The 24,097-nt window shown below is 35.8% G+C and carries 16 protein-coding genes, 1 pseudogene and 1 CRISPR repeat array; of the genes and pseudogenes, 8 read left to right on the top strand and 9 right to left on the bottom strand.

The genetic code is table 11. From position 1 onward, the window contains the following. Positions 1-33: 33 nt before the first annotated feature. Both F6K22_RS02335 and F6K22_RS02340 read left to right on the top strand, forming a co-directional pair. Positions 34-1,719 (top strand): hypothetical protein, encoded by a 1,686-nt coding sequence (locus F6K22_RS02335; protein ID WP_293092833.1) that lies wholly within the window; start codon positions 34-36, stop codon positions 1,717-1,719. 136 nt (positions 1,720-1,855) lie between these two features. Continuing rightward, a complete protein-coding gene (locus F6K22_RS02340; RefSeq protein WP_293092835.1) occupies positions 1,856-3,451 on the top strand; it encodes a hypothetical protein in 1,596 nt (531 codons plus the stop codon). Positions 3,452-3,846: 395 nt separating this feature from the next. Continuing rightward, positions 3,847-6,895: a CRISPR direct-repeat array (repeat unit 36 nt; unit sequence CTCTAGTGCTTCGTTTGAAGCGGAATTAATGGAAAC). Between the two features lie 174 nt (positions 6,896-7,069). Here the strand turns inward: F6K22_RS02340 and F6K22_RS02345 are convergent. After that, positions 7,070-7,327, bottom strand: a complete 258-nt coding sequence (locus F6K22_RS02345) for a zinc ribbon domain-containing protein (RefSeq protein ID WP_293092837.1) — start codon at positions 7,325-7,327, stop codon at positions 7,070-7,072. A gap of 52 nt (positions 7,328-7,379) precedes the next feature. Beyond that, entirely contained in the window at positions 7,380-8,189 is an 810-nt protein-coding gene (locus F6K22_RS02350; RefSeq protein WP_293092839.1) for an RNA-guided endonuclease InsQ/TnpB family protein, read from the bottom strand. A gap of 156 nt (positions 8,190-8,345) precedes the next feature. Between F6K22_RS02350 and F6K22_RS02355 the strand changes: the two genes are divergently transcribed. Continuing rightward, positions 8,346-10,583 carry an AAA family ATPase gene (locus F6K22_RS02355; protein ID WP_293092841.1) on the top strand — a complete coding sequence of 746 codons (2,238 nt, stop codon included), beginning with the start codon at positions 8,346-8,348 and terminating at the stop codon, positions 10,581-10,583. Between the two features lie 882 nt (positions 10,584-11,465). Here the strand turns inward: F6K22_RS02355 and F6K22_RS02360 are convergent. Next, entirely contained in the window at positions 11,466-12,416 is a 951-nt protein-coding gene (locus F6K22_RS02360) for a tyrosine-type recombinase/integrase (RefSeq protein WP_293092843.1), read from the bottom strand. A 687-nt stretch (positions 12,417-13,103) separates the two neighbouring features. Between F6K22_RS02360 and F6K22_RS02365 the strand changes: the two genes are divergently transcribed. Both F6K22_RS02365 and F6K22_RS02370 read left to right on the top strand, forming a co-directional pair. Continuing rightward, complete coding sequence (locus F6K22_RS02365; RefSeq protein WP_293092845.1) at positions 13,104-13,919, top strand: endonuclease I family protein; 816 nt, start codon at positions 13,104-13,106, stop codon at positions 13,917-13,919. A 153-nt stretch (positions 13,920-14,072) separates the two neighbouring features. Next, positions 14,073-15,044: pseudogene (locus tag F6K22_RS02370) on the top strand (IS1634 family transposase); the annotation flags it as partial. 65 nt (positions 15,045-15,109) lie between these two features. On the opposite strand, the gene F6K22_RS02375 reads toward F6K22_RS02370, so the two are convergent. Then, positions 15,110-18,070, bottom strand: a complete 2,961-nt coding sequence (locus F6K22_RS02375) for a Tn3 family transposase (RefSeq protein ID WP_293092847.1) — start codon at positions 18,068-18,070, stop codon at positions 15,110-15,112. A gap of 108 nt (positions 18,071-18,178) precedes the next feature. Then, positions 18,179-18,652, bottom strand: coding sequence for a double zinc ribbon domain-containing protein (locus F6K22_RS02380; RefSeq protein WP_293092849.1), 474 nt, complete (start codon positions 18,650-18,652; stop codon positions 18,179-18,181). Between the two features lie 86 nt (positions 18,653-18,738). Between F6K22_RS02380 and F6K22_RS02385 the strand changes: the two genes are divergently transcribed. Beyond that, positions 18,739-19,629 (top strand): tyrosine-type recombinase/integrase, encoded by an 891-nt coding sequence (locus tag F6K22_RS02385; protein ID WP_293092851.1) that lies wholly within the window; start codon positions 18,739-18,741, stop codon positions 19,627-19,629. 403 nt (positions 19,630-20,032) lie between these two features. After that, complete coding sequence (locus F6K22_RS02390; protein WP_483244106.1) at positions 20,033-20,482, top strand: IS1634 family transposase; 450 nt, start codon at positions 20,033-20,035, stop codon at positions 20,480-20,482. A 44-nt stretch (positions 20,483-20,526) separates the two neighbouring features. Here F6K22_RS02390 and F6K22_RS02395 read toward each other — a convergent pair whose 3' ends face one another. Beyond that, positions 20,527-20,691, bottom strand: coding sequence for a hypothetical protein (locus tag F6K22_RS02395; protein ID WP_293092853.1), 165 nt, complete (start codon positions 20,689-20,691; stop codon positions 20,527-20,529). 314 nt (positions 20,692-21,005) lie between these two features. On the opposite strand from F6K22_RS02395, the gene F6K22_RS02400 reads away from it, so the two are divergent. After that, the gene (locus F6K22_RS02400; protein ID WP_293092855.1) at positions 21,006-22,211 is read left to right on the top strand and encodes a hypothetical protein; all 1,206 of its coding nucleotides are present in this window, start codon (positions 21,006-21,008) and stop codon (positions 22,209-22,211) included. 178 nt (positions 22,212-22,389) lie between these two features. Here F6K22_RS02400 and F6K22_RS02405 read toward each other — a convergent pair whose 3' ends face one another. From F6K22_RS02405 to F6K22_RS02415, 3 genes are all read right to left on the bottom strand, one after another. Then, positions 22,390-22,821 carry a hypothetical protein gene (locus F6K22_RS02405; RefSeq protein WP_293092857.1) on the bottom strand — a complete coding sequence of 144 codons (432 nt, stop codon included), beginning with the start codon at positions 22,819-22,821 and terminating at the stop codon, positions 22,390-22,392. Positions 22,822-22,832: 11 nt separating this feature from the next. Then, positions 22,833-23,153, bottom strand: coding sequence for a hypothetical protein (locus F6K22_RS02410; RefSeq protein ID WP_293092859.1), 321 nt, complete (start codon positions 23,151-23,153; stop codon positions 22,833-22,835). Positions 23,154-23,374: 221 nt separating this feature from the next. Further along, the gene (locus tag F6K22_RS02415; RefSeq protein WP_293092861.1) at positions 23,375-23,572 is read right to left on the bottom strand and encodes a hypothetical protein; all 198 of its coding nucleotides are present in this window, start codon (positions 23,570-23,572) and stop codon (positions 23,375-23,377) included. Between the last annotated feature and the right edge of the window lie 525 nt (positions 23,573-24,097).

Consider the following 24,097-nt stretch of genomic DNA (forward strand, 5'->3'; position numbering starts at 1 on the left):
TTTGTTAATAATTATCAATAAAAGAGCAATAATATGGATAGCAAAAAGAAATCGATTGTAATTGCCAACATCGGCACGTCTGACATAGCAGTAAAAATTGAAGAAATAGACCGTTATATTCCTGTTGGATTTGACCGTAATGAACCAAATATTAACGATTCAGACTTAACAGAAGAAGACAAAAGTACCTGGGAACAGGAATTAGAAAAAAGTTTTATTCGAGAATATCTATGTCTGGAATTAGGAATAGATCGATATTCTTTTCGAGAACTAACCGAAAGAATTTTAGAGGAATATAACAAGGATGAAGAAACATGGCATCATCGAATAAGTTTAGACCGTTTTAAGGGAGTAATTGACCAAGCAAAAAGTGCTTTTGATATAGAAAAAGTATATCTCTTTGTCACAAACCAACCTAAATATATTCCTGATCTGAAAACAGGCAAACTAAAATTTAACAAAGGATATCTAACAGATACAATTCATTTGTATGACATTTTTCAGAAATGGTTTAAGCGTGAGATTCCTGATTTGAAACTGGAAAAGAAAGAAATTCCTCAAAATATTTTACCAGTTGAACAAGATAAACTATTCAGTTATTACTATCAATTTTTTGAAGAAAGTATAAATAAACTTTTCAGGAAAAATACTAAAAGTGATTCGATAATTATAGCCAGTATTAAAGGTGGGACAAATCAGATGGAAAGTGCATTGAGATTGCAAACAATTGCATCATTGGCAAAAAAACAATTGTTTGTTGAACCTATTTTGTCTTTAAAAAAAATACTTTATGGAAAACCTTCTGAGTGTAAATTTACTTCTTATTGGCAATACATGAGTATCCAGAAATATGAAGATGTAAAGGTCATTTTAGACAGGTGGGATTTTGATGGTGCTTTACAGTTACTTGAACAGTGGCAAAAGAGTCTAATATTTTTAAAAGATAATAACATAGATGATGCTCAAATAAAGACTCATAATAAATTAATCGGCCAAGTGATTAAGGTTTTGGAAATAGGAAATAATTATTGGAGTTTAGACATAGAAAAGGCGAAAGGTATAGCAAAAGATAGGTCTTTTAAAATACCTCCAGAAGTTACTAAAGAACTTACTATTAATGATGATAAAGATTTGCTTGGTGAGATTTTACTCAATACTTATACTCAGTGTCGCATTCACTATAAGTTAAAGCAAATGGCTAGCTTTTTAGTTGGTGTAAGCTCTTTTTATGAAATTGTATTACAAAGAATAGTTGATGATCGTGGTACGGAAGCAAAACAAAAAGAGTTTCAGAAAAAGAAGAATCGTTATGAGAAGAGAGATGTAATAGATAGCCTTTTTACTAAGAACTCAAAAGAGAAAGAATCTTGGCAGGGTACTAAAAATATTAGGGGTATTAGACCATCACTAAATCAATTAAACCTTTGGTGTAAACGACGAAATCAATTTATTCACTATGATGATACAGCTTCTAAAAATTTAGGAGGGATTTCTGAAGAATCACTGCAAAAGTTCTACGAAGATGAGAAAAATAAAGGCAACAATATTTGTTCTCTTAAAGAGATTTTAGATGAAGTAATGCCGCAAATACTCAAAAGTGATTTAGGATTGATATCTTTAGAGCAGAAAAGCAAATTTGTTGGCGAAGATAAACCCTATTATATCTATTCTGAAGTCAGAAACTGGGTAGTTAAACAATTGACTGAAAAAGGTTTCTAATAGTTAATTTTCTATCAGCTTCAATCTAACATCAAGCTATTAAATACATTGAATAATTTAACCTCCTATAACTCCCCCCTTTCAAAGCATGGCAGGGGGGGATTAAATTAAATATTAATCACAAACAAACAATAATATGGCTATCCTAATTGCAAATATCGGCACATCTGATTTAGCGGTAAAAATTGAAGATTATTACATTCCTGTAGGTTTTGACCGCAACGAACCAAATCTTGATTATTCTGGCTTAACGGAAGATGAGAAAATTATGTGGGAACAGCAGAAATTAAGACAGGAATATGTTACTCAACTTCTTTGTCCTGAGTTAAATGTTGCAGTCGATAAAAATAATCCTAAAATTCCTTTTTATTTCCGAGAATTGACTGAAAAACTACTCAATGCTTATCAACAAGATGAGGAAAAATGGCATCCTCGGATTCGCCCAGGCAGAATTAGTGGGGTGATTAAAACTGCTGTGGAAAAGTTTAAAGTTCAAGATATTTATATCTTTGTTACTAAACAAAAAGACCCACATCCCCAAGATTCAATTTATCTGTTTGATATTTTGCAAAAGTGGTTCAAAAAAGAACAAAATATTCAGTTAATTCCTGAGATTATACCTGCTGATATCCCGGCGGTAGATTTAGATAATTTACTGGACTACTATTATGGAGTTTTTGTTAAATATATTAGTAGAGATAGTGAATTATTAATCAGTCTCAAAGGTGGAACACCTCAGATGAAAACTGCTATTTCTATGCAGGCTTTTGCTTCTTCTATTAATAAACAAATTTTTATTGACCCTGTGTTGTCTCCTGCTAAAATTTTGGCTGGAGAACCTTCTGATTGTCTGTTAACTTCTTATTGGCGATATATGCGGAATCAGAAGTATCAAGATGTGAAAATTTTGTTGGAGGAAAGATGGGATTTTGATGGAGCTATTCAGTTAATTAAGCAATGGCAGGAGACTTTAAAGTTTTTGAATTATCACTTGGAAGATATTAAGATTTCTCAGATAAATCATTTGATTTCTCAGGTTTTTAGAGGGCTAGAAATTGCTAATTATTGTTTGAATTTAGACTGGAAAACTGCTAATGAGATTGTTAAGAATAATTCTGCTCAAATTCCAGGAAGGATTTCTAATCAAGTCAAGGATAAGAATTACAATCTTTTACTTAATGTCTATACTCAATGTCGCATTTATTATTATGATGAATTGAATCAGATGGCTAATTTTTTGGTGGGAGTCAGTTCTTTTTATGAACAAGTTTTGGAAATCATAGCAAAGAATTTAGGTCAGAAAAAATATTATCCAGATAAAGGAAATCGTTATGAAAAGCGAGATTTTGTAGATGGTATAATTAGTAAAAATTCAAAGCATTATGATTCTTGGTTGACTATTCAAGAATGTCTGAATAGCTTAAATTTTTGGTGTAGTAAACGTAATAGATTGATTCATAATGGTGAGGGAATTTCTATTAAATTAATGGAAGATTTATATTTTCAAAAAGAGTTACTGCTACAGAGAGCTAATGAATATGAACGAGAGGATATTAAAAATGCTTGTGCCCCCAAGTCAATTTTAAATGTAATGACACGAATTTTGGAAACAGATTTCCAGCTCTTGCCTAACCAATATCAGAAATATGTGGGTAGAAAAGCTGACTATTACATTTATTCTGCTGTCAGAGAGTGGGCGATCGCTCAGTTGATGAATGAAGGATTGAAATGATGCGATCGCGCAACAATTTCGTAATGGCCAGTTTTTTCTAGGGAAAAAAAAGTATTAATTTAGAGTTGACAATTTGTATTTCTAAAGTTAAGATAGAAAGTAAGAGTAACAGTAAAAAGAACCTCGACAAATCAAGAGTGAAAGGTTTTCGGTCATTTATGGTGTTCTAGGGGTAGTTAGAAGGTGGTTTTTCATCTTTGCATGATACCCCATCGACGCACCTCGGAGAATCGCTGAAAGGCTGATTATATCGTTGAACTGCGTCGATGCTATGCTAGGAGAGGATTTGAGGGTCGTCATTTTGACAAAAATTGCCAATTTGATTTTTAAATCAAAGGGGTAGGTACATTTGGGGGTCTGAAAGCCTTATTCTGTCGTGGTTCTAAAACTGAACTCTCTAGTGCTTCGTTTGAAGCGGAATTAATGGAAACTTTTGGCTTTTCCATCTTTTCTATCCCATTTTCTTTGGCGCTGTTGTCTCTAGTGCTTCGTTTGAAGCGGAATTAATGGAAACAATAAAGCATCTCTCGATACGTAAGTCCTAATTTACTGAGTTGCTCTAGTGCTTCGTTTGAAGCGGAATTAATGGAAACAAGTTGACAAAAACTACTGAATAGATCCGTATCCATTCTCTAGTGCTTCGTTTGAAGCGGAATTAATGGAAACAAAATCTTGAGCAGAAAAACTTTCGAAGCGCTCAACTCCTATATGCTCTAGTGCTTCGTTTGAAGCGGAATTAATGGAAACCATAAGTCCTAATTTACTGAATTGTAAATAGGAGCGAAGGACTCTAGTGCTTCGTTTGAAGCGGAATTAATGGAAACATCTCTAACAGTTCCACTTCCTGGGGGTTCTGTCCCCCACTCTAGTGCTTCGTTTGAAGCGGAATTAATGGAAACTATATTCTGGGTCAACTGGGTCAACTGGGTCAACTGGGTCTCTAGTGCTTCGTTTGAAGCGGAATTAATGGAAACATGCAGGGTCTTTGGCAATGGAAATAATTTTTACACTCTAGTGCTTCGTTTGAAGCGGAATTAATGGAAACCACCGAGGGTGGCAGCGAATAATTCTGGAGCAAAAGAACTCTAGTGCTTCGTTTGAAGCGGAATTAATGGAAACGTTTATGGGTTACAAAAACATGAACCTCTAAATTGGCCTCTAGTGCTTCGTTTGAAGCGGAATTAATGGAAACGGTCTATATTATCTGCTGTTAAAATTAAGATAGATATAGACCTCTAGTGCTTCGTTTGAAGCGGAATTAATGGAAACCAGTAAGAACATTTTTCTGTTCAGTGAGACCTAGGGTGTTAACTCTAGTGCTTCGTTTGAAGCGGAATTAATGGAAACGAGTTAACACCCTCATCGATCCTTACTGCGCCAACTGTCTCTAGTGCTTCGTTTGAAGCGGAATTAATGGAAACTAGATTTCTTACAAAATCCACCTCATCTTCATGAGGACTCTAGTGCTTCGTTTGAAGCGGAATTAATGGAAACAAGTAGACGTTTGCGACTGCATCCTCTACAATCACATTGCTCTAGTGCTTCGTTTGAAGCGGAATTAATGGAAACTATCCGGGTTGCCCCTTTTGGGGGTCGTAATTTTTTGAACCTCTAGTGCTTCGTTTGAAGCGGAATTAATGGAAACCAGTCTATGATTATCATAAACTGGCTTAATTGTGGTGACTCACTCTAGTGCTTCGTTTGAAGCGGAATTAATGGAAACTTGAAGGCTCTGCAATAGAAGCGGTCTTCTTTGAGTCTCTAGTGCTTCGTTTGAAGCGGAATTAATGGAAACAGTATGGAGTTGCTGACCCCATGATCAGTAACACAACTCTAGTGCTTCGTTTGAAGCGGAATTAATGGAAACTAGCCAGTCTTGCACGTCATCATCACTGTCCCGCCGCGGCTCTAGTGCTTCGTTTGAAGCGGAATTAATGGAAACAACACTGGCCCAGCCAGCGTCTGTTACATGGCTTTCATCCTCTAGTGCTTCGTTTGAAGCGGAATTAATGGAAACCTGCATTGAGCCTCTGTGGTTGCTGTTGCCAGTAAGACTCTAGTGCTTCGTTTGAAGCGGAATTAATGGAAACAATTACCAGTTCTGTCATATGTCTTGCATTTAATTTCTGCTCTAGTGCTTCGTTTGAAGCGGAATTAATGGAAACACTTCTTGTTTATAAGAGTGAACTAATTGTAGGTATGTATTCTCTAGTGCTTCGTTTGAAGCGGAATTAATGGAAACAAGAAAGGCAAATAGTGTTTCCAATGAAACGGAGAAAACTCTAGTGCTTCGTTTGAAGCGGAATTAATGGAAACTTGTTAGTAGTCATTTTTTTCAGATATTAAGTAATAATTCCTCTAGTGCTTCGTTTGAAGCGGAATTAATGGAAACAAGTAAGCTGTTGCAACAACTGTTGCAACAAAAACTAATACTCTAGTGCTTCGTTTGAAGCGGAATTAATGGAAACCATTTGGTGTTGGCTTAGGTTTGGGGGTTTCACCTGATAAAGCCTCTAGTGCTTCGTTTGAAGCGGAATTAATGGAAACCCTTAAACTCCGGCTCCGGAGTCTGGTTGCCAACTTCTCTAGTGCTTCGTTTGAAGCGGAATTAATGGAAACATCTGCTAATGCCACAGAACACCCTAATGTACCAAATACTCTAGTGCTTCGTTTGAAGCGGAATTAATGGAAACAGGTATCTCACAGCCTTAAGGAGGAGAGAAATTACCTAACTCTAGTGCTTCGTTTGAAGCGGAATTAATGGAAACATTGCAGAGGATAAGTATGCACAAAAAACGCAAGACTCTAGTGCTTCGTTTGAAGCGGAATTAATGGAAACATCTTTATATTTGTTAGCTTCCATTTGAACTTTATCTAATTCTCTAGTGCTTCGTTTGAAGCGGAATTAATGGAAACGATTCCTTAGTTTTGGTATGATCGAAAATTTGAATTGGACCATGCTCTAGTGCTTCGTTTGAAGCGGAATTAATGGAAACAGAAGCATCGTCACAATTACCAGTTCTGTCATATGTCTCTAGTGCTTCGTTTGAAGCGGAATTAATGGAAACATCAATTTAGTATAATAAGTACAGGTTTACCTGACCTACTCTAGTGCTTCGTTTGAAGCGGAATTAATGGAAACTTTCAATACTATTCATTGTTAGCACCTGGCAATACAAATTTACCTCTAGTGCTTCGTTTGAAGCGGAATTAATGGAAACAAAAAGCTCTAATTGAAGATTTTCTTCTTGCTTTTTGGCTCTAGTGCTTCGTTTGAAGCGGAATTAATGGAAACAATAGTAGCCATTTGTTTCTCTCCAAATATAGAGTATACTCTAGTGCTTCGTTTGAAGCGGAATTAATGGAAACACAATTCCTTAGTCATTAATCTTATCCTCATTCAGATAACTCTAGTGCTTCGTTTGAAGCGGAATTAATGGAAACGGCTAGTTCTCTTAGCCGCCTGAAGTATATACTTTCCTCTAGTGCTTCACCGTACGAAAAAAAACTGTAGAAAATCGTGACAGCTTTTATCTTGATATTGGATTAACCAACACTGGCGCTCTCGGCGCAGCTCACTATTCCCTCGCCAGTAAATGCCTCTGGGAATTTCTTGTCTTAAATTTGAAGACTGCCATTAATGTCAGCATTAATCACTTTACCAGTTCCACTCCTGAATAAACCACGTTTGACTCGTTTACCCCTATAAGTTTCATGTTTTATTGGTGGCTCTAGATCAAGGGCAGATGTTTTGCTTGTATAGCTTTCCTCTGTTTCAATCACCTTGATTCCTGCTAGCTGACATTTGTAAGTAATTTGCTTGACTAACTTATCATGTGGTATTTGGGTAAAATTTTGGTTGTTTTTTTTGCCCATATTTGCACTTTGTTTCCAGTTATCATTTTTTCCTATGACTACAGTACCAATATTATTTGTGGTTAAATACAAGGGCCACTAAGAAACTGGTGTTATGCAAATAATTCTCCACAAAACGATTTCGGTGATAGGTTAACGCTTCTATCTTACGGCTAGTTTTTCTGTTGCCTTTGAGATGACTTTGGTACTTCGCTTTACGCTTGTTGTAAAGCTGATTAACACTTTTTAGTGGCTTCCCGTTAACAAGCATAGGCTTAACACCAGGCTTATTTGTAGATAGAGCTACTAATCTGTCAATTCCTAAGTCTATTCCGGCTACATATGTTGAGTGTATTTGTGGCTGATTCATTTTTTCATACACTACTTCAATTATATAGCAGCTCGTAGCAGGTACTATCCTGACTTCGATGACAGTATCCACAACTACAGGTATTTTGATTTCACTCATTGATAAGTGACAAATACCATCTTTTAGAGGGGCTTTGTAGACTGATTCTTTTGAGTATATAACTACATTCCTACCTTGAGTTTTATTTTTATACTTTGGTATTTTGGGTTTGCCTAAAAACTTTTGTGGATGTTTTGACCATTCTTTTATAGCCTGAAAATAACCACGCCAAGTTGCAACCAAGCATTTTATTATTTGTTTTGATACTTTAGTTGGTAATGCTCTATAGGCATCCCTATCTTTGGTGGTGTGGTACAGTTTAGTTAAATCTAGACTTTTTCCACACTTGAAAAAATGCTGACGACAATAATAGTTAGCCAAGTTGTACAAGTTTTTTGATTTAAAGGCTAACTCATCACACACCCGCCAAAAGTTATGTGTTCGGTTAATAATATGTCTGTCAACAAGTCGCATTCACCCGCTATAATTCATTTTAAGTCCTGTACCTGTTTAATATTACAACACTTTTCTACAAATAGCAACTACTTTATACAATTTTCATTCAACAGTTAATCACCCCAAATTTCACACTGCAAAACTTAACCATAGATTCAATCAGAAACACCACAAATGAACAAACCCTTAATCTGTCACTTCCTTATCGGCACCCCAGCATCAGGCAAATCCACCTTTGCCACCCAACTCTCAACCCAAGACAACTACACCACCGTCTCCACAGATGCAATACGCGCTCAACTCTATGGCAACGAAACCATCCAAGGAAATTGGCAAGACATAGAAACCATCCTCCTAACTCAAATCTCAGAAAGCATCACCGCAGGCATCCCCGTCATCTACGATGCCACCAACGCCCAACGCCCCTACCGCATGGCACTACTACAAAAACTACCCCAACAAAACTGTGACTGGATAGCATGGCATCTGAAAACCCCCCTCCCCATCTGCCTAAAATGGAATAAACAACGCACCCGTCAAGTACCAGAAAACATCATCGAAAAAATGTTTCAATCCCTGAAAAACTTTCCGCCTTTAGTAGCAGAAGGCTTTGCAGCAGTACAGACAATTAAAATTGGCACATTCAACCACAAAACAATACAGCAAAAAATCGACTCCCTCACCCGCAGCAATATTAACCGCAAAAACCGCTCCTCCTCCCTAGAATTTCATTCCTACTCCCGACTTCTAGACTTCGATCGCCTGATACATTTAATCTCCCTATTCATTCAATATCCCGGTCTCGGTAATTTACAAGAAACCACACCCGATGTACTAACCAACCTATTTAACGAACTACCAGAATTTCCCGACGCTTTAGCAGAAATAGTAGCAGTCATGGCTAAATTAAAAGGAGAAATTTATGCCGACAGAGAAGCGATCGCCACGGACTTAGCTTGGTTAGAAAGTAACGGCATCGTAGCAGAGGGGCAAACTGTTGATGCTGCAATATTAGATGACGAAATATCCCTCCTAACTTTATCCCCTCAAACTCCTCTTTGTAAGGAGGGAAAAGAAAACCTTTTGCAGGGGGAGAAAGAGGGAAAGGCAACATCTAGCTCTAGCTTCCCTCTTTCAAAGGGCGACGGGAGGGGGATAAAACCTGGTGATGGGAGGTGGATAAAAGAAAACAACCCAGACAGACACATCGTTCCCCATCCCTACTCAGATGTAGCTCCATTTAAACGGTTAATGACTGCCATTCGTCTGATATTAAACCAACCATTTCTTCCAAACGGCAATAAAAAAAGTTTAGACGTTTTTGCAGAAACCCTATCCCAACAACCAGGAATGGGAGGAGACTGTCGAGACCAATTTCGTAAAGATGTAGAAAATATTCTCAAACCATATCAAATATTACCAGATTTTCCCATGCGACAAGGTTATTTTGCAGGTACAGGAATTTTATCCCAGTCTGAATTAAAACATTTACAGAATATATTGCAGGCGCAAGTTAAAAGTATGGAAGATCCCATAACTTTCTCTACTTACGAAAAGCTTCGCCAGCGGATAGGTTATTCTAAAATAGAAACAGAAAAACCTTATCCAGTCAGAGCGATCGCCCATCAATCAATGATAGACTTAGAATTGCTCTCTAAAAATGTATTATCTCGGAAACTCGAAGTAGTAGAAGATATTATTATTAATGGAAAATTAGTTGAGTTAGGGCGCTTCCAAGGTAAAGGAAAATTTACTGGAGATGCTGAAGGAACATTTGCTGCTTGGTTATTGCAGATAGTATTTTTCAATGATGCCTGGTATTTAGGTTTTGAATGTGAGGGAGGTTCTGATGATGGTTTGTTACGGTTTGAACGTTTAGATAGGTTATATATTAATCAATATTTAGGCCAGTCTCGTTCTCAGAAAGAACAGCACTCACATTTACAAAAGTTACAAAAACTTTTAGATGCTAGTTTTGGGATATTTTTAGGTTATTCTGCTGAAGACCAAAATAAATTTTTGAGTAATAACTCCTCAGAGAAAAAGGAAGTAATAGTAACAGTTGAATTGTGGTTTAATGAAGAAAAATTTAAGTTTGCCTGTGAAAAAACTAAACGGTTTCCATCCAGAAATTTGAAAATGTCACCTCCTCCTAAAGGTAGTAGTTTTGTCAAGGATGAAGAGTATAAAAAAGTTTTCTGTTTGCCTGGTACAAAAGATGAACATTTTCCCCATCGGTTTGAAGTAAAGTTACCTCGTTGGAGTTTAAAAGATGTAAGTTTTTTAAGTTGGGTTATTCCATTTTGCGGTCATATCAAAGTAGTAAAACCAAAAGAATTAATGGATATTGTTTATAAAGTTGGGTTAGATATTGTTGAAGTTTATGAGGGGAAAACAGAAGAAAAAGAATAAAGTTTTTGAACCCTAATAAAATTGAGCCAGACTTTTTTCATGGTGAATAGAATTATATGATTAAGCCGAGAACAATAGCTTAAATTGTTCAAGTTATTTTTACACGGCTACTTAATTATTTTTTGACGATTAGCGATCGCTGTTTTATGATAGTTGCTGCGGAGCAAAGCCCAAAAAAGAATAACTTTCTATTGTATCACGAAAAACTTTTGCAAGAGGTCTATTTAATAGATTCAACAACACCAGGATTCAATCGGATGTTGGTAGAGGTATTGATGAAACTTAGTATTTGGTTGTATAAAAGGAAACTATAACTTTTGTCTAGGAAAAATAGGCAAGAGACTACCAAATTGTGAAATTGAGGTGCTAGTTGCTCTTAGCAACTTTATCAGCCGATTAGGCTGTTGTCAAGGATTATGCTTTACCTAATTAATTAATAATTAATTAGGTAAAGCATAAAGCTAGTGAGATAGTCTACCCTTGAATAATTGAAGAGTGTATATTTAGGAAAATATTCTCTTATTAATTATTAATTGCTGAATGGAGCATTAATAATTAATAATTACCCCTTCTTAAATAATTAACAATTATTCAGAAACTATCTCCCTCAAAACCACCAACTCAATTATTAATTAAAAGGGGAGGCTGAAAACCTGATTTGTCCAATTATTAATTATTAGGTGAGCGATAATTAATAATTACCTCTTCTATAATAAAGGAATTGTTGAAAATGATTTTTTTTATCCCTGTAGGGCGACAGCCATTAGCACAACTAAGGATAGAGTTGTCACCTGAATTTTTCGCTGATTAATAAGTATAATATGCTCAATTTTTAATGTTCCAGCAAGCAATAATTATTAATTATTAATTATTAATTGTTAATCAAACTTCCATAGACAAAATATCAGAAATTTCCTTCTGTAAATCCTGACGATTATCGTCGTAAATCAGCAAAGTATTCAAATTAGAATGACGAGATAACTTCTGCACCCTTCTCACATCCCCATTAGTCTTATCCAAAGCCGTCGTAATACTACTATGCCTCACCCTATGGGGACTCATCAACTTCTCAATACCCGCCTCCGTTGCCAACCGTCGTACCATCATATAAATAGCATGGTCTCCCAACCTTTTTCCCCAAGTAGAATGGTCAAGTCGAATAAACAAAGGTTGATTAATATCCCACTCCTTCCGAGCCATCAACCAATCCTGCAACGCCTCCACACTTTTAAGAGTCAAACTCACCCGCTGCTTTTCATCCCCCCAACCCTTACTCAACACCCACAACGCACGTCCACTCAAATCAACATCTGATATATCCAACTTCGACACTTCCGAACGGCGCAAAGCATTATCCCATAATAACCTCAGAATAGCATAATCTCTCTTCCCCCCAAAACAAGAACGATCCGGCACAGCCAAAATCTTCTTATATTCAGCAGCAGGAATGCCAGTCGTATCTCGATAAGGCCGAACCTTATCGCTCTGAATATCAGACAAAGTAAAATTACATTGCCCCACTTTCCGAGCATAATTCACCAAAGACTTTATCGCAGATATTCGACGATTAACCGTAGCACTCTTCAACCCACGACCATAAAGATGTTGCCGATACTTCATCACCCAAGCGATCGCCTCCATTCTCTCCAAATTCAAAAACTGCTGTACCAACTCCGGAGTCGGGTCAGAACCCGCCAGAAATTGAAAAAAGCTTTTCAAATCCTTAGCATAAGCATGACGAGTATTAGGACTACGCTTGTCAGCCAATAATTCCTCCAACAAGTCAGAGTGAGAGGCCAGAGGTAGAGAAGATTGAACAACAATATCAGACATAATATTTAAGTACGGAAAAACGCATTATCATACTTAACAGTCTACAATACACGAAAAAACGTTTTTTGAGCAACTGGATAGCTAAAAAAAATAGTTGAAGTGAGTATGTTGGTGAAGAGACTTTTGTTTGATTAATTGAGGCAGATGGCTTTAAGCAATTAATAATTAATAATTATTCGGTAATCACAGAAATTGTCTGTGGACTATTATGTTTGTTCTCTGGCTAAAAGTGGCCAAGTACAGATGCGCTATGGGTGTGTCCTAATACTGGACACGAGTGTTGTGAGTTCTTGGATGCTCAAGTAGATATTTTCAGCAATTAACAATTAATTATTAATAATTAACAATTATCGCTATTCGGAGCATTAATAAGCAGGTACACAAAATTAATTACACATTTTCCAAAATTGAAACCTTTTTACTGCAAGAGTTACAGAGAATTAGAGTAGGTAATCAATTCTGTGTAGGTGCTTGTTGATAAGACAGTATCTTGCTAGCAAGATGTTTTTCAATTATTAATTGTTCATTATTAATTATTAATTATTCGGTGATTTTCCAGAAGTTAGCTGGTGTGACTACTGCTTCGTTATGATCGGCGGAGTTCCGAGACGCTTCGTTTCGAGCTGTGCAGAAGTTAGAATTTTAGGAGCGTGAAAATTTATTTGTGTAAAAGAGAAAAAAATACTTATGCAATTAGTTAAAAAAATCTTATTATGTGTCTGTTTAAGTTGCTTTTTTCTAGTTAACTTTTCATCTAATGGAATAGCTTTTAACTTAGAAAGTAGTCAACTAGAATCAATTATGCCAGATGTTAATGGTATAGAACTATTGAACAAAGTAGCTAAAGAATATGCTCCAAAGAAAACTTTTAGTTATGACATGGCTAGAGATATTATGTATACAAAAATTGATAACCATGATGGTGTAGTTCAGGGCATATACACTGGCTATAGTATTGATTTAGACCCCAATTCATCTACTCCTAGAAAGACAGCATATCAAAATCATATTAATGCCGAGCATATTTATCCTCAAAGTAAGGGAGCAATAGGTTCTGCTAAGAGTGATTTGCATAGTCTTTTTCCTGCTTATGAACGGGTAAATAGTCAACGGAGCAATAATCCTTTTGCAGAAATTAATGATTCATTAACGGATAAATGGTGGATAAATAATCAAATTTTACTAGAACAACCCATTACAGAAATTGATAATTATAGTGAATCTTTAACTGGAAGTGAATTTGAACCAAGAGAAAAGAAAAAGGGTGATGTAGCTCGTGCAATGTTTTATTTCTACACGGTATATAGAGAGCAAGCTAATGCTAAAGATTCTAACTTTTTTCCAGAGCAAAAAGAAATACTTTGTCAGTGGAATATTGCTGACCCTGTTGATGATACAGAGATGATTCGTTCTCATTTAATTGCTACATATCAGGGCAATGAAAATCCTTTTGTGATAGATTCAACTTTGGCTAAAAGAATCTATTGTAATGGAAATAGTTAGTATCCCACATTCCGCACTTCAATTTGAATTACGATAGGTTACAGAAAAACCATCTATTGAATTGAGTATAATTACTTATGACGTTTAGTAGCTGCAAGTGAGATCATAAACTTTATGATTGCGTTATTATTTAGTATCAAAAAATGTCAGTAGATGGAAGAAATAACAATTAAAAATCTTGACCATTTAGGAATAGTTGCGGGACTAATTGATGAGATAAAAATTGTAGAAATAATTAACCAAAAATTGGGAGTAGATAATAGAGAAAAAATTACATCTGGACAAGTAATTAAAGCTTTAATTCTCAACGGATTAGGAATGGTATCACGTCCGTTATATTTATTTAGTCATTTCTTTGAAGACAAGGCTGTAGAAAAATTATTAGGTGTAGGTATAAATAGTGAATATTTAAATGATGATAAAATCGGTAGAGTGATGGATGCAATTTATGATTTAGGGTTAACGAATTTATTTATAGAAATAGGATTACTAATTATTAAAAAATTCAAAATAGAGACGAAATATGCTCACTTAGATTCAACATCATTTCATGTACATGGAGAATATAATCAAATTGAATCTACAGAAAATTATGAACAAAAACCAATATTAATTACAAAGGGATACTCTCGTGACCATCGGCCAGATTTAAAACAATGTGTATTAGATTTAGTTGTTAGTAGTGATAGTGGAATACCATTGTTTATGAGAGCTGCGGATGGGAATGAATCAGATAAAGCAGTATTTGGACAAATTTTAACCGAGGTCAAAAAACAGATCAAACTAGATAGTATTATGGTCTGTGATAGTGCCCTATATAGCCAAGAAAATCTGAAATTAATCTCTAATTTAAAATGGGTAACTAGAGTTCCAATGACTTTAAAAAAAGCTAAAGAAGTAATTGAATTAGACCTGAAAAAAGTAAAAATTCCCTCTTCAACAGATCCAGAAATTCAAGAAATAATCAGGGTGCTTCAAGAAAAAGGATATAAATGGTTGGAGCAAGAAGTCACTTATGCTGGTGTCAAACAAAGATGGTTAATTGTGGAAAGTGAACCCCGTAAAAAAAGTGATGTCCAGAAGTTAGATTCAAAAATTGAACAAGAAGGCCTAAAACTAGAGAAGCTGTAATTTAGTGCCAACTCACCTGTAATGCCGTCTAGGAGATAACTTTAGCCAACCAAAATCCTTCACCCCACCCTCTCTCCGACTTCAATCTTCAATCGCTTCGCCAAATCCAACTCAAAAGTACCATAAGGATTGATATGACTATAAATCAAAGGAGTTAAAGCACGTCGATCAGTCTGAGTCAACTTACCTTCCCAACTGGGTGAAGAGAGAACTTGTTGCAACATCAAAGTGTTGATATAAATTAAACAAACCTGTAATAGATGTAGAGACAAAACCGCCAACAACTGTTCCGAAGGCTGATTAGTAGCCATTTCCCCACTATAACCATAGAAAATAAAATTATTAGTGCTATTCCAATTTTCCACTACATTCAAACCCGCATTAATTTCCCTACGCAACTCCTCAGAATGCAAATATTGACACAAAAAAATCGTTTTAATCACCTTCCCCAACTCACCCAAAGCTTGATAAGTAGGATGTTTAAGATTAGCGCGAGTAAAACGACGTAATATCGCTTCCGGTTCAGCAATACCCAACCTCAAAGCAGTAGTATACTTCACCATTTGCTCATATTGCTGACGAATTAAATCCCAATTAATTGGACGAGTCAAAATAGGCAATAGATGTGAATAACTTTCAGACACCCCACTTTCAGGACGATATAATTTCTGTCTACCAATATTTTTCAATCTTGGCATCAACTCAAAACCCAACAAATGACAAAAAGCAAAAGCTACCTCACTTTGTCCATGAGTATCCACAAAATTTTTCTTCACCGTCATTTCCGTATCATGGCGCAGTACACCCTCAATCATTGCTGCCACCTCACTTGAAGAACAAGTTTTCAATTGAGAATAAATGCAGGTGGATTTTTTCTCAACGTGCCAGTAAATCATCACACCTCTACCACCATAGCGTATATGCCATTCCGTCATTAAATTCTGGTCCCAAGCTCCAAACTTCCTGGAATCACTCGCACAAGTCGTAGTCCCTTCACCCCAAATCTGAGGATTTCTAATCCTAAATATGGCATTAGCAACAGAAGCAATAGCCTCTCTTAAAGCATCCTTATGAATAAAACGTCGCTTAATATAAGAAAGCTCATGGTAATCTACATCTGGCGTACCATCACTCACCCGTTTCAATCCTGTATTAGTACCCAACCCATATAAACAAAGTAATAATCGCTTCCGTAAAACATCTTTGTTAAGAGCTTCTCGACTAGCAAGACTTTTAAAACTATCAGTAAAACCAACTCTCAAATCAGCCTCTTTCAACACATCCAACAAGCTCGTCATTGGCCATTTCTGTACCAATTCAGTTTTTAGTCTCAGAATATTGACAGGTTCTGATTGTTTTTCTAGAGGTGAAACACGAATCCAACCATTGTGTTTCTGTAAAATTTTTACCTTTTTATTATTTAATAGTCCATCATTTAAAGTAGCTAAACCTTCAGACATAGCCTTCTTTAAAGGAGTAATAAAACTCTCTAGATCTATTGGCAATTTTAAAGCTTGATAGTAAGTTTCTCTATGTGCTTCAAAATCAACAGGTAAATCCTCTTCTGGATTTCTATAACGATTAGCACCTACTACCCAAATTTCCTTACATCTTAATCTTTCTCTAAGGGCAGTCAGTACACTAATTTCATAATTAATACGATTAATCCTCTCATTACCTTTACTATCTTTTTCAATCATCCATTCTTGCCAGCCAACTTTGAGTACACCATCTATAGGTATTTCATCATTAAGAGGATAATATCTTTGCGTAGTTTCCCAAGATTTTTTGAGTAATTCTAAAGCTTTAATAACTGGTTGATGAATTTCATTATTAGAGCGAAACTCCAACACTGATAATAACTTAGGTACTAACCGACGATAATGACGACTGTAAGAAGAACGAATAATTGTATGTACTTTTTGATGATAAACTGTACCTGAAGACTTAAATTCTTTGACTAAATCCCTAAGAGTTTTTTCACTTACAACAGGATAGATAACTTCTTTAACAGCACCATCAGGATTCTCTAAACTAACATTAGCTATTTGATAAAGTAGATTAGTTTTTCCACCTACTTTTTTAAAATCTTTAATTAGTTCAGTATCAACCTTTTTTTCTGCTCTTCTACTAATTCCATGTATAATTCTGATTAACAAATCTACTAAATTATCAGTAACTTCTCTCAGTCTTAACCAACAGAATGCTGCAACCAAAGTGTAGCGAATTGGTTCAGGATGCCAACGTAATTCTCGTGGATGTTCTGTTGCTGCTCGACTCGCATAAGTTTGTAATACTTTGGGAGAAATATTGTTAAATAAATTTTCTGGAATTTGAATAGTTCGCAGATATTCTAACTTCTCAATTTCTTGAAGGAAACTGTCTAAACTTGCACGTCCTGGTTCAGAGTTGAGATAACTAAATAAAGATGGTTTCCAAGATAATTCCTGTTTATTATCTCCGGAGCTTGTTTCAATCAAACTATCAATATTATTTCTAGTTACTTGACTTAAATTATTGTAGATATTCTGAAATAAATTATCTTCAAATTGACGACAAGCAGAACGGATTAAGCGTTCTATTCTCTCATCAGTAGGCCGTTCTATTTGTAATTGGAAAAATCTTTGTTCAACAGCGACTAAAAGATGTTCAAAACTCGACTCAGTAAACAAAACCTCTGTTCGGAGCCAATCAGCCATTTCTTTAAGTTCTTTAACTGTAGCTTTTTTGATGCCTAAATAGTCACGAATTTCACCACGAAAACGCATTATTGAGCGTTTTTGCCATTGATGATTCTGATATTCAGAAGCTGATATATTTACTTGAGATGCCAGATATTCAATTACATTGAAGGGAATATCTTTTGGTAAATCTGGAAACTTATGAGTATATTGAAAAGACTTGAGTAAAACTGCAAATATCAGACGATTTACACCAATCTTATTCTTTAATAACTCTCTTTCTTGTGGAAGTAAAGTCCACTCTTCAATTAGTTCGTTCAGTTCCCAATTTTGCTTCAATTTCCGTGTGAATTACTTATATTTATTAATATACTTTTTCCCTAGTTCGGTTAATAGATAAATTCGGTCCTTTTAGGATGTTATTAGAACTCATAGTAAGACACAATTTTACCGCTTTTTAGTTACGGTTAACTGTTTATAGGAACTTCCACAATGTGGACAGAATTTGTGTGTGAATGAGGCCAATGATTGGCCACAGTTACTACAAGTAGAGCGCAGACTACTACCACAGATTAGACAATATTTAGCTCGATGTAAAGTCCATGCAGGGTCTGGTTCTTCGCCTGGAGTCCAGCAATTGGGACAAAATTTTGGGGTTTCTATGAGAGAAACAGGTAATCCATAGCAAACAGCATCTAAATACTCAGTGGGAATTGATAGTGCTGTTGCTAAACCTGTTTTGGTTGTTTGATTAATTCTACTGGTTTTACCTCGCTCCAGTTTGCCTAAGCTTTGCAGATGAATTCCTGCTTTCTCTGCTAATTTTTGTTGTGATAGTTTAGCATCTGTTCGCAGTCGGTAGATGTATTGAGCTAATGTTTCACCTGACTGGGGTAATTTTTGTTGGTCAATAGTATACATAACAATATGTAAAAAAAGGCTGAATTTTAGTCTACATCTTTGAGTTCTATAAGTGTTAATTCAGTATTCAGAAATTATCACTTTTTATGACAATAACTTTAGCTCAATTGGCTACAAAGTTTTTAGAGCGTCCTGGACTAAGTTTAAGTACACAGCAGTCTTATGAATTTACTTTGATGTCATTACTAGCAAAGTATGGTCGTTTACCTGTCGAAATTGTTAGTCGTCAACTGCTGTCTGATTACTTGGATGGTTTAAAACATTTGTCTGTTTCTACTCACCATCGTCATCAAGCTATCATTCAAGCTTTGTTTAATTTTGCTGTACAAGAGGGTTATCTTATTACCAATCCTATTGTGGGTTTGAAGTTGCGTAAACCACAAAAAGAACAGGGAGAACACACTACAGACCAACGAATTCGTTATTTGAATCCTGAACAATTGGATGTGCTTTATTCGCTAGTTGCTCCAGATGCTAGGATGCACGCTATTGTAAGATTATTACACCGTACTGGAGCTAGAATTGGTGAACTTTTGGCTTTGAATTTAGAACAGGTTGATATGAGTGCAAGAAAATTTCAGGTTGTTGGTAAAGGGAACAAGCAACGCTGGTGTTTCTATAGTGAAGATGCTGAACAAGCGTTATTATTTTACGTTGATTTTTATCGAGATGCGACTGTGAAGGCACTGTTTACTGCCCAAAATCCTTTGACTAAAGAAGTTACACGCCTTAGCTATAGTAGAGTTCATGGTATTTGGAGTGATTTGATTGCTCAAAGCAATATTCTCAAGGGAGTCCGCTTGCATGACCTCCGGCACACTTTTGCCACTGAAAGAGTTGGTTTAATGGGGATTGAGGAACTGCGAGCATTAATGGGTCACGAGCATATTCAAACTACATTACGGTATCAAAAAGTTACTTCTCTTCGCGCTGAAGAAGTTGCACATAAAGCTTTAAATATTTTAACTAAAAGTTGAGTAATAAGTTTAATTTAGTTGTCACGAAATATATATAATTTAGGGATTTAGTAATGAAATTGGACTGTAGCAATAGAGTAGGTATTCTACTGTGCTGTCGGAAAATGAGTTTTTCAGTAGCATAGTTGTAATATATATGTATTATTCAGCAAATTTATACCCCTGTTCAATGGCTAAATCCCTCTGTGGGAGAACATTACAGGTGAGTTGGCACTAAATTACAGCTTCTCTAGTTTTAGGCCAAGAAAAAAAGATGGCATTAAAGCTAGTAAAAAAATTATAAACAACTGGATTTGATACAGTTATCCAAGCTCAAAATTACTTAAAATCTATCAACAAAAAACTGAAATTATGGAGTTTAGAGTCTAGAGAAATTAGGGAAAAGATATTAAATAAACAGTCTATAGTTTATCATCATCAAATAGAAATTCAACAAAAAGTCTCAGAGATAGAAAGAAGAACTTTAGTGGCTGGCCGATTCATTCTGGCGACAAATATTGAGTCCTCTTCCGAAATTAAAAGTCCAGAAATACTTTGGAACTATAAAAATCAACAGGCTTGTGAGAGAGGCTTTAGATTCCTGAAAGACCCCCAATTCTTTGCCGATAGTTTTTTTGTGGAAAAACCTCAAAGAGTTGAAACAATACTGTTTGTTCTGTCACTGTGTTTATTAGTATATAATCTCGGCCAAAGAGAGCTAAGAAATACTTTAAAAAGAACCAGTAATCTCCTCAAAAACCAGTTAGGAAAGCCTACAAATACTCCCACATTAAGATGGATATTTCAATGCTTTCAAGGAGTGCATTTGTTGACAATAAATCAATCTCAAAAAGTAGTTAATCTCACAGAATAACGGAGCTTGATTTTACAGTTTTTACCCTCTTGTTGTCAAAAATATTATCTGTGATACGCTGCAGATAAGCGATGCTGCTGACGCAACTTTCCGCGATCGCAATACTTGAATTGAAAAAAATTGATTGATGCTGTCAATGGGAGTGTAGTTGCTCCTGTATTTTCTGCTGCCAACAGAACTCCCTGGTTCACCAACAATAGTTGTGCCACTCACTTTTTTATGTTCTATCTATTAATTTGTTGGCTAAAATTTTGATTATCGTTCATGTATCTTTTCGTACTACATTCTGAAGTGCGGAATGTGGGTTAGTATTCATGTAAGCTCTGGTCAGGTTTCGGGACGTGAATCTTTTCCTACTCAAGTTTATAATTGTACCTAGTTCACTTCAATGGGGAATTATTGTGAATAAAATGTCACTATTCAACAATTAATAATTAATTGATGGGGAATATTTACTCTTAAGAGTACCACAAGCTCCCAGAGCTAAAGTTATAATAGATATCTCAGTAAATCTAGATAAATTATGGCAGCAAGTATCAAAGAAATTAAACAAAATATTATCAAAATTCAGGGGTTAATTAAACAGGCTCAAAATCCTGTGCAGAAGAAAACTTTTTCAGAAATTTTAAAGAATTTACAAGGGCAACTAGAAGAGGCACTTAAGAAACAGAAGTCTACACAAAAAACTTCACAAAAACTAGAAATTCAGAAAATTGTTAAGTCAATAGAGCCAGAACCAAAATCTACTACTGAAAGTTTACTTGCTGCCAAATCAAAGTCTAAATTATTACCTGAAACTACACAAAAATTAGAACCAAAACCTACCCCGGCAATTTCCACTTCCCCATTATCTGAACCCCCAAATACTCCACCAATTCAAGCCGAATCTGAACCATTACCAGAACCCCAAAATACTCCAGTAATTCAACCTAAACAAGAACAAAAAACTCTAGTAGAATCTACTTCACTATTATCAGAATCAGAATCAATAGCAAAGGATAAATCCGAACCTAAAACCTCTAATAAAATCTTTCAAGGCTTAGGCATTATTGAAGGAAAAATCGTCAAAAGATTTGAAGACAATGACAAATATTATAATGTTGTAGTCGGAGATAAAATATATAAATTAATTATCAATAAAAAGAGAGTTCTAGATTTTGTTAAAGCCACCTATAATCCCGATCAAACACAACAACTTTTAGTTTATCCGAACTTGGTACATTATCCACAACCAAAAGAAGGTACTTTACCACCAAAAATAAGTTTTACTTTAGTAGCCGGAATACAAGAATCACGTTACGAATTAAAGGTGAACGAATTTAAACTCTGTGGTATTTATCAACAAATAGGAGTTTATCGTGGGGCTGTAATTTCTGTTCATCGTAACAAAACAAATACCTTAAAAAAAATTGTGAGAAAATTTGAGCAGAGGACTAAAAATATCTTGAGAGCTAATCATATACCCATATTGTGGAAAGATTCTCCAGTTAAACCTTTTAGATTTAATCCTAGATTGGATAAAGATCAACAGGGCGATCGCTACTTTGTAGAAATAAAGGCTAGATTTTTACCAGATAGAGAACAATGGGGGTTTATGGAATTACTAGGAGAACCTACCCTCGAATTTCCTAATTTTATGAAAGCTCCCAAACCAGATGGTACTAAATCTAAATCTGACAACAAAGAAAAGGTAGAAAAAATGAACCAGGAGTTGGACACAAAGCAATGATTTGTGCTTTACTTTATAGCTTTCGGGCGTTCACCCTTGCCCCAGTCCACTGGTGGTGTGGTGGTGGGCAGTGGTTCTGGCTTGCAAGTGAAGCGATCGAAATCTCAAAGTGTAGAAACATTGGGTGAGGTTTCAGAAACCACGCCCGTCTACACGGCGGGGTAGTTCATATTATTAGCTAATAACTTAATATCAATTCTTGTGTGGAAATCTGCTCTACTGTAAGGGAACGGCAAAGAGCTTCAATTTTATTCACAGAACCAATGTTAAATTCCAAATGTAACCAATTTTCTGGTGACAGACCGAGATTTTCTATCCAAGGTGAAGGAGTAACTTGCCTCCATCCAACAATTGTGCCTAGATTTTTAGGATTTGTAGAAGTGTCACCTGCAAAAAGAGATATCTGGGGTAAAAATTCTACTTGAAGACGAATGCAGGAAACCAAAGTAACTTTGAGGGGTTGGTCAACTGTTGCTACTTCTGCTTCACTTGAGTTGAGTTCCCAGTAATAGTTAAGATTGAGTATATAATCGTTAGTCGGCTGCCAATTCATTGAAAGTAACTCAGCTTCCGTAAAATCGTACTGTTGCCAAATTTCTGTAAAATTCATAATATTAAGGTTTACGAGGTTAAAAGAAAATGTGTTGATGCGCGATCGCCTGGTTTACCTAATGCGTTTAAAGGTTGTTCTCGCGGCGCACCACCACCAGGTCCATTATAAACGCGGGCGTATGACGAACCATCTGGTTTTGTCATAATCCTAACACTACAGGTGGCGTTGGGACTACTCCAAATTGTACCGCTTCCACTTTTTGAACCACCGACAGCGGGAGTAGCAGTCCAACCTGATATAGAAAGCTCAGTTTCTAAGGTAGTTTTGTCAATCCCACTGACAAGTAAGTTAAGGACATCTGTGGCAGTGAGAATGCTACTTGATGGCATAATTATATAGATAATTAGTTATGGGCGATATAGCTGCCGAACTTGCTCCGCTGCTGTTAAGGAAAGCATGAGAAATGTCCAGTTCCTTCTGTAATTCCTACTCTCCAACTAAGCATAGTAGATTGACGCTTCTACTATTAATTATTAACTATTAATTATTAACTATTAATTATTAATCCCAACGGTAAATACCTTAACGGGGTTTCTTTCACAATTGCTACTCAATCCCCATTAATGCCGTGAAAATTGACCGATGTATAGTAAGATGGATAAGTCAATCCTAAAGCTTGAAAGCGAGTGACTTCCTTCTCCCAGTCAATGGTTTGATACAATTTTAATTGTTGTGTATCTATCAGATATTTTATCAAAAAATTGGCTAAAAATCTCTGAAGAAAGAGAAATCCGGGAACTATCATCATTATCCTAGTCTTAAGCAAGGGAAAACTATGAACACATCAAAAAGTTTACAATGGGGACTCACCAGCATTAAAGTCATCTCTATCATTTTAATCTCAAGTGCTATCGCATGGGAACTTGCCAATCTTAACGTTTATTTGACTGATTGGCAAATCTCTCCTCATTAAAAATGGATTTTTTGGGTAGAACGTCCTGCTCTTTTGATTCATGGTATTGAGGCTATTATAGGAGGATATTATGCGTGTCTTCAAGGAAAACAGGCATTTCCTTATGGAGTCTATACGTTTTGGGTAGGATTTGTGGGTTTATTAGAATTAATTAATCCAGAAAAAGTATCAGCGTCAAAGTAGCCTGTTCAAGGTAAATTTGTAGTTACAGGGTGTTCCGGAAAACGACGCGTGAATTCTAATTAGTTCCTACTGGTAATACTTGCCGGGTGTCCCGAAAGACTTGTGGTATCAGCATGATAGATTCTGTACCAGAATCAAACTACCATTAAATTTTTAATAATTAACTATCAGATTAAA

This window comes from Okeania sp. SIO2F4 (genome assembly GCF_010672385.1).
In the GTDB taxonomy this organism is placed as follows: domain Bacteria; phylum Cyanobacteriota; class Cyanobacteriia; order Cyanobacteriales; family Microcoleaceae; genus Trichodesmium.

What these genes read in the sequence shown, in the direction of transcription:
- F6K22_RS02335 (WP_293092833.1), top strand. Translation starts at nt 34, where the DNA reads ATGGATAGCAAAAAGAAATCGATTGTAATTGCCAACATCGGCACGTCT.
- F6K22_RS02340 (WP_293092835.1), top strand. Translation starts at nt 1,856, where the DNA reads ATGGCTATCCTAATTGCAAATATCGGCACATCTGATTTAGCGGTAAAA.
- F6K22_RS02345 (WP_293092837.1), bottom strand. Translation starts at nt 7,327, where the DNA reads ATGGGCAAAAAAAACAACCAAAATTTTACCCAAATACCACATGATAAG.
- F6K22_RS02350 (WP_293092839.1), bottom strand. Translation starts at nt 8,189, where the DNA reads ATGCGACTTGTTGACAGACATATTATTAACCGAACACATAACTTTTGG.
- F6K22_RS02355 (WP_293092841.1), top strand. Translation starts at nt 8,346, where the DNA reads ATGAACAAACCCTTAATCTGTCACTTCCTTATCGGCACCCCAGCATCA.
- F6K22_RS02360 (WP_293092843.1), bottom strand. Translation starts at nt 12,416, where the DNA reads ATGTCTGATATTGTTGTTCAATCTTCTCTACCTCTGGCCTCTCACTCT.
- F6K22_RS02365 (WP_293092845.1), top strand. Translation starts at nt 13,104, where the DNA reads ATGCAATTAGTTAAAAAAATCTTATTATGTGTCTGTTTAAGTTGCTTT.
- F6K22_RS02380 (WP_293092849.1), bottom strand. Translation starts at nt 18,652, where the DNA reads ATGTATACTATTGACCAACAAAAATTACCCCAGTCAGGTGAAACATTA.
- F6K22_RS02385 (WP_293092851.1), top strand. Translation starts at nt 18,739, where the DNA reads ATGACAATAACTTTAGCTCAATTGGCTACAAAGTTTTTAGAGCGTCCT.
- F6K22_RS02400 (WP_293092855.1), top strand. Translation starts at nt 21,006, where the DNA reads ATGGCAGCAAGTATCAAAGAAATTAAACAAAATATTATCAAAATTCAG.
- F6K22_RS02405 (WP_293092857.1), bottom strand. Translation starts at nt 22,821, where the DNA reads ATGAATTTTACAGAAATTTGGCAACAGTACGATTTTACGGAAGCTGAG.
- F6K22_RS02410 (WP_293092859.1), bottom strand. Translation starts at nt 23,153, where the DNA reads ATGCCATCAAGTAGCATTCTCACTGCCACAGATGTCCTTAACTTACTT.
- F6K22_RS02415 (WP_293092861.1), bottom strand. Translation starts at nt 23,572, where the DNA reads ATGATGATAGTTCCCGGATTTCTCTTTCTTCAGAGATTTTTAGCCAAT.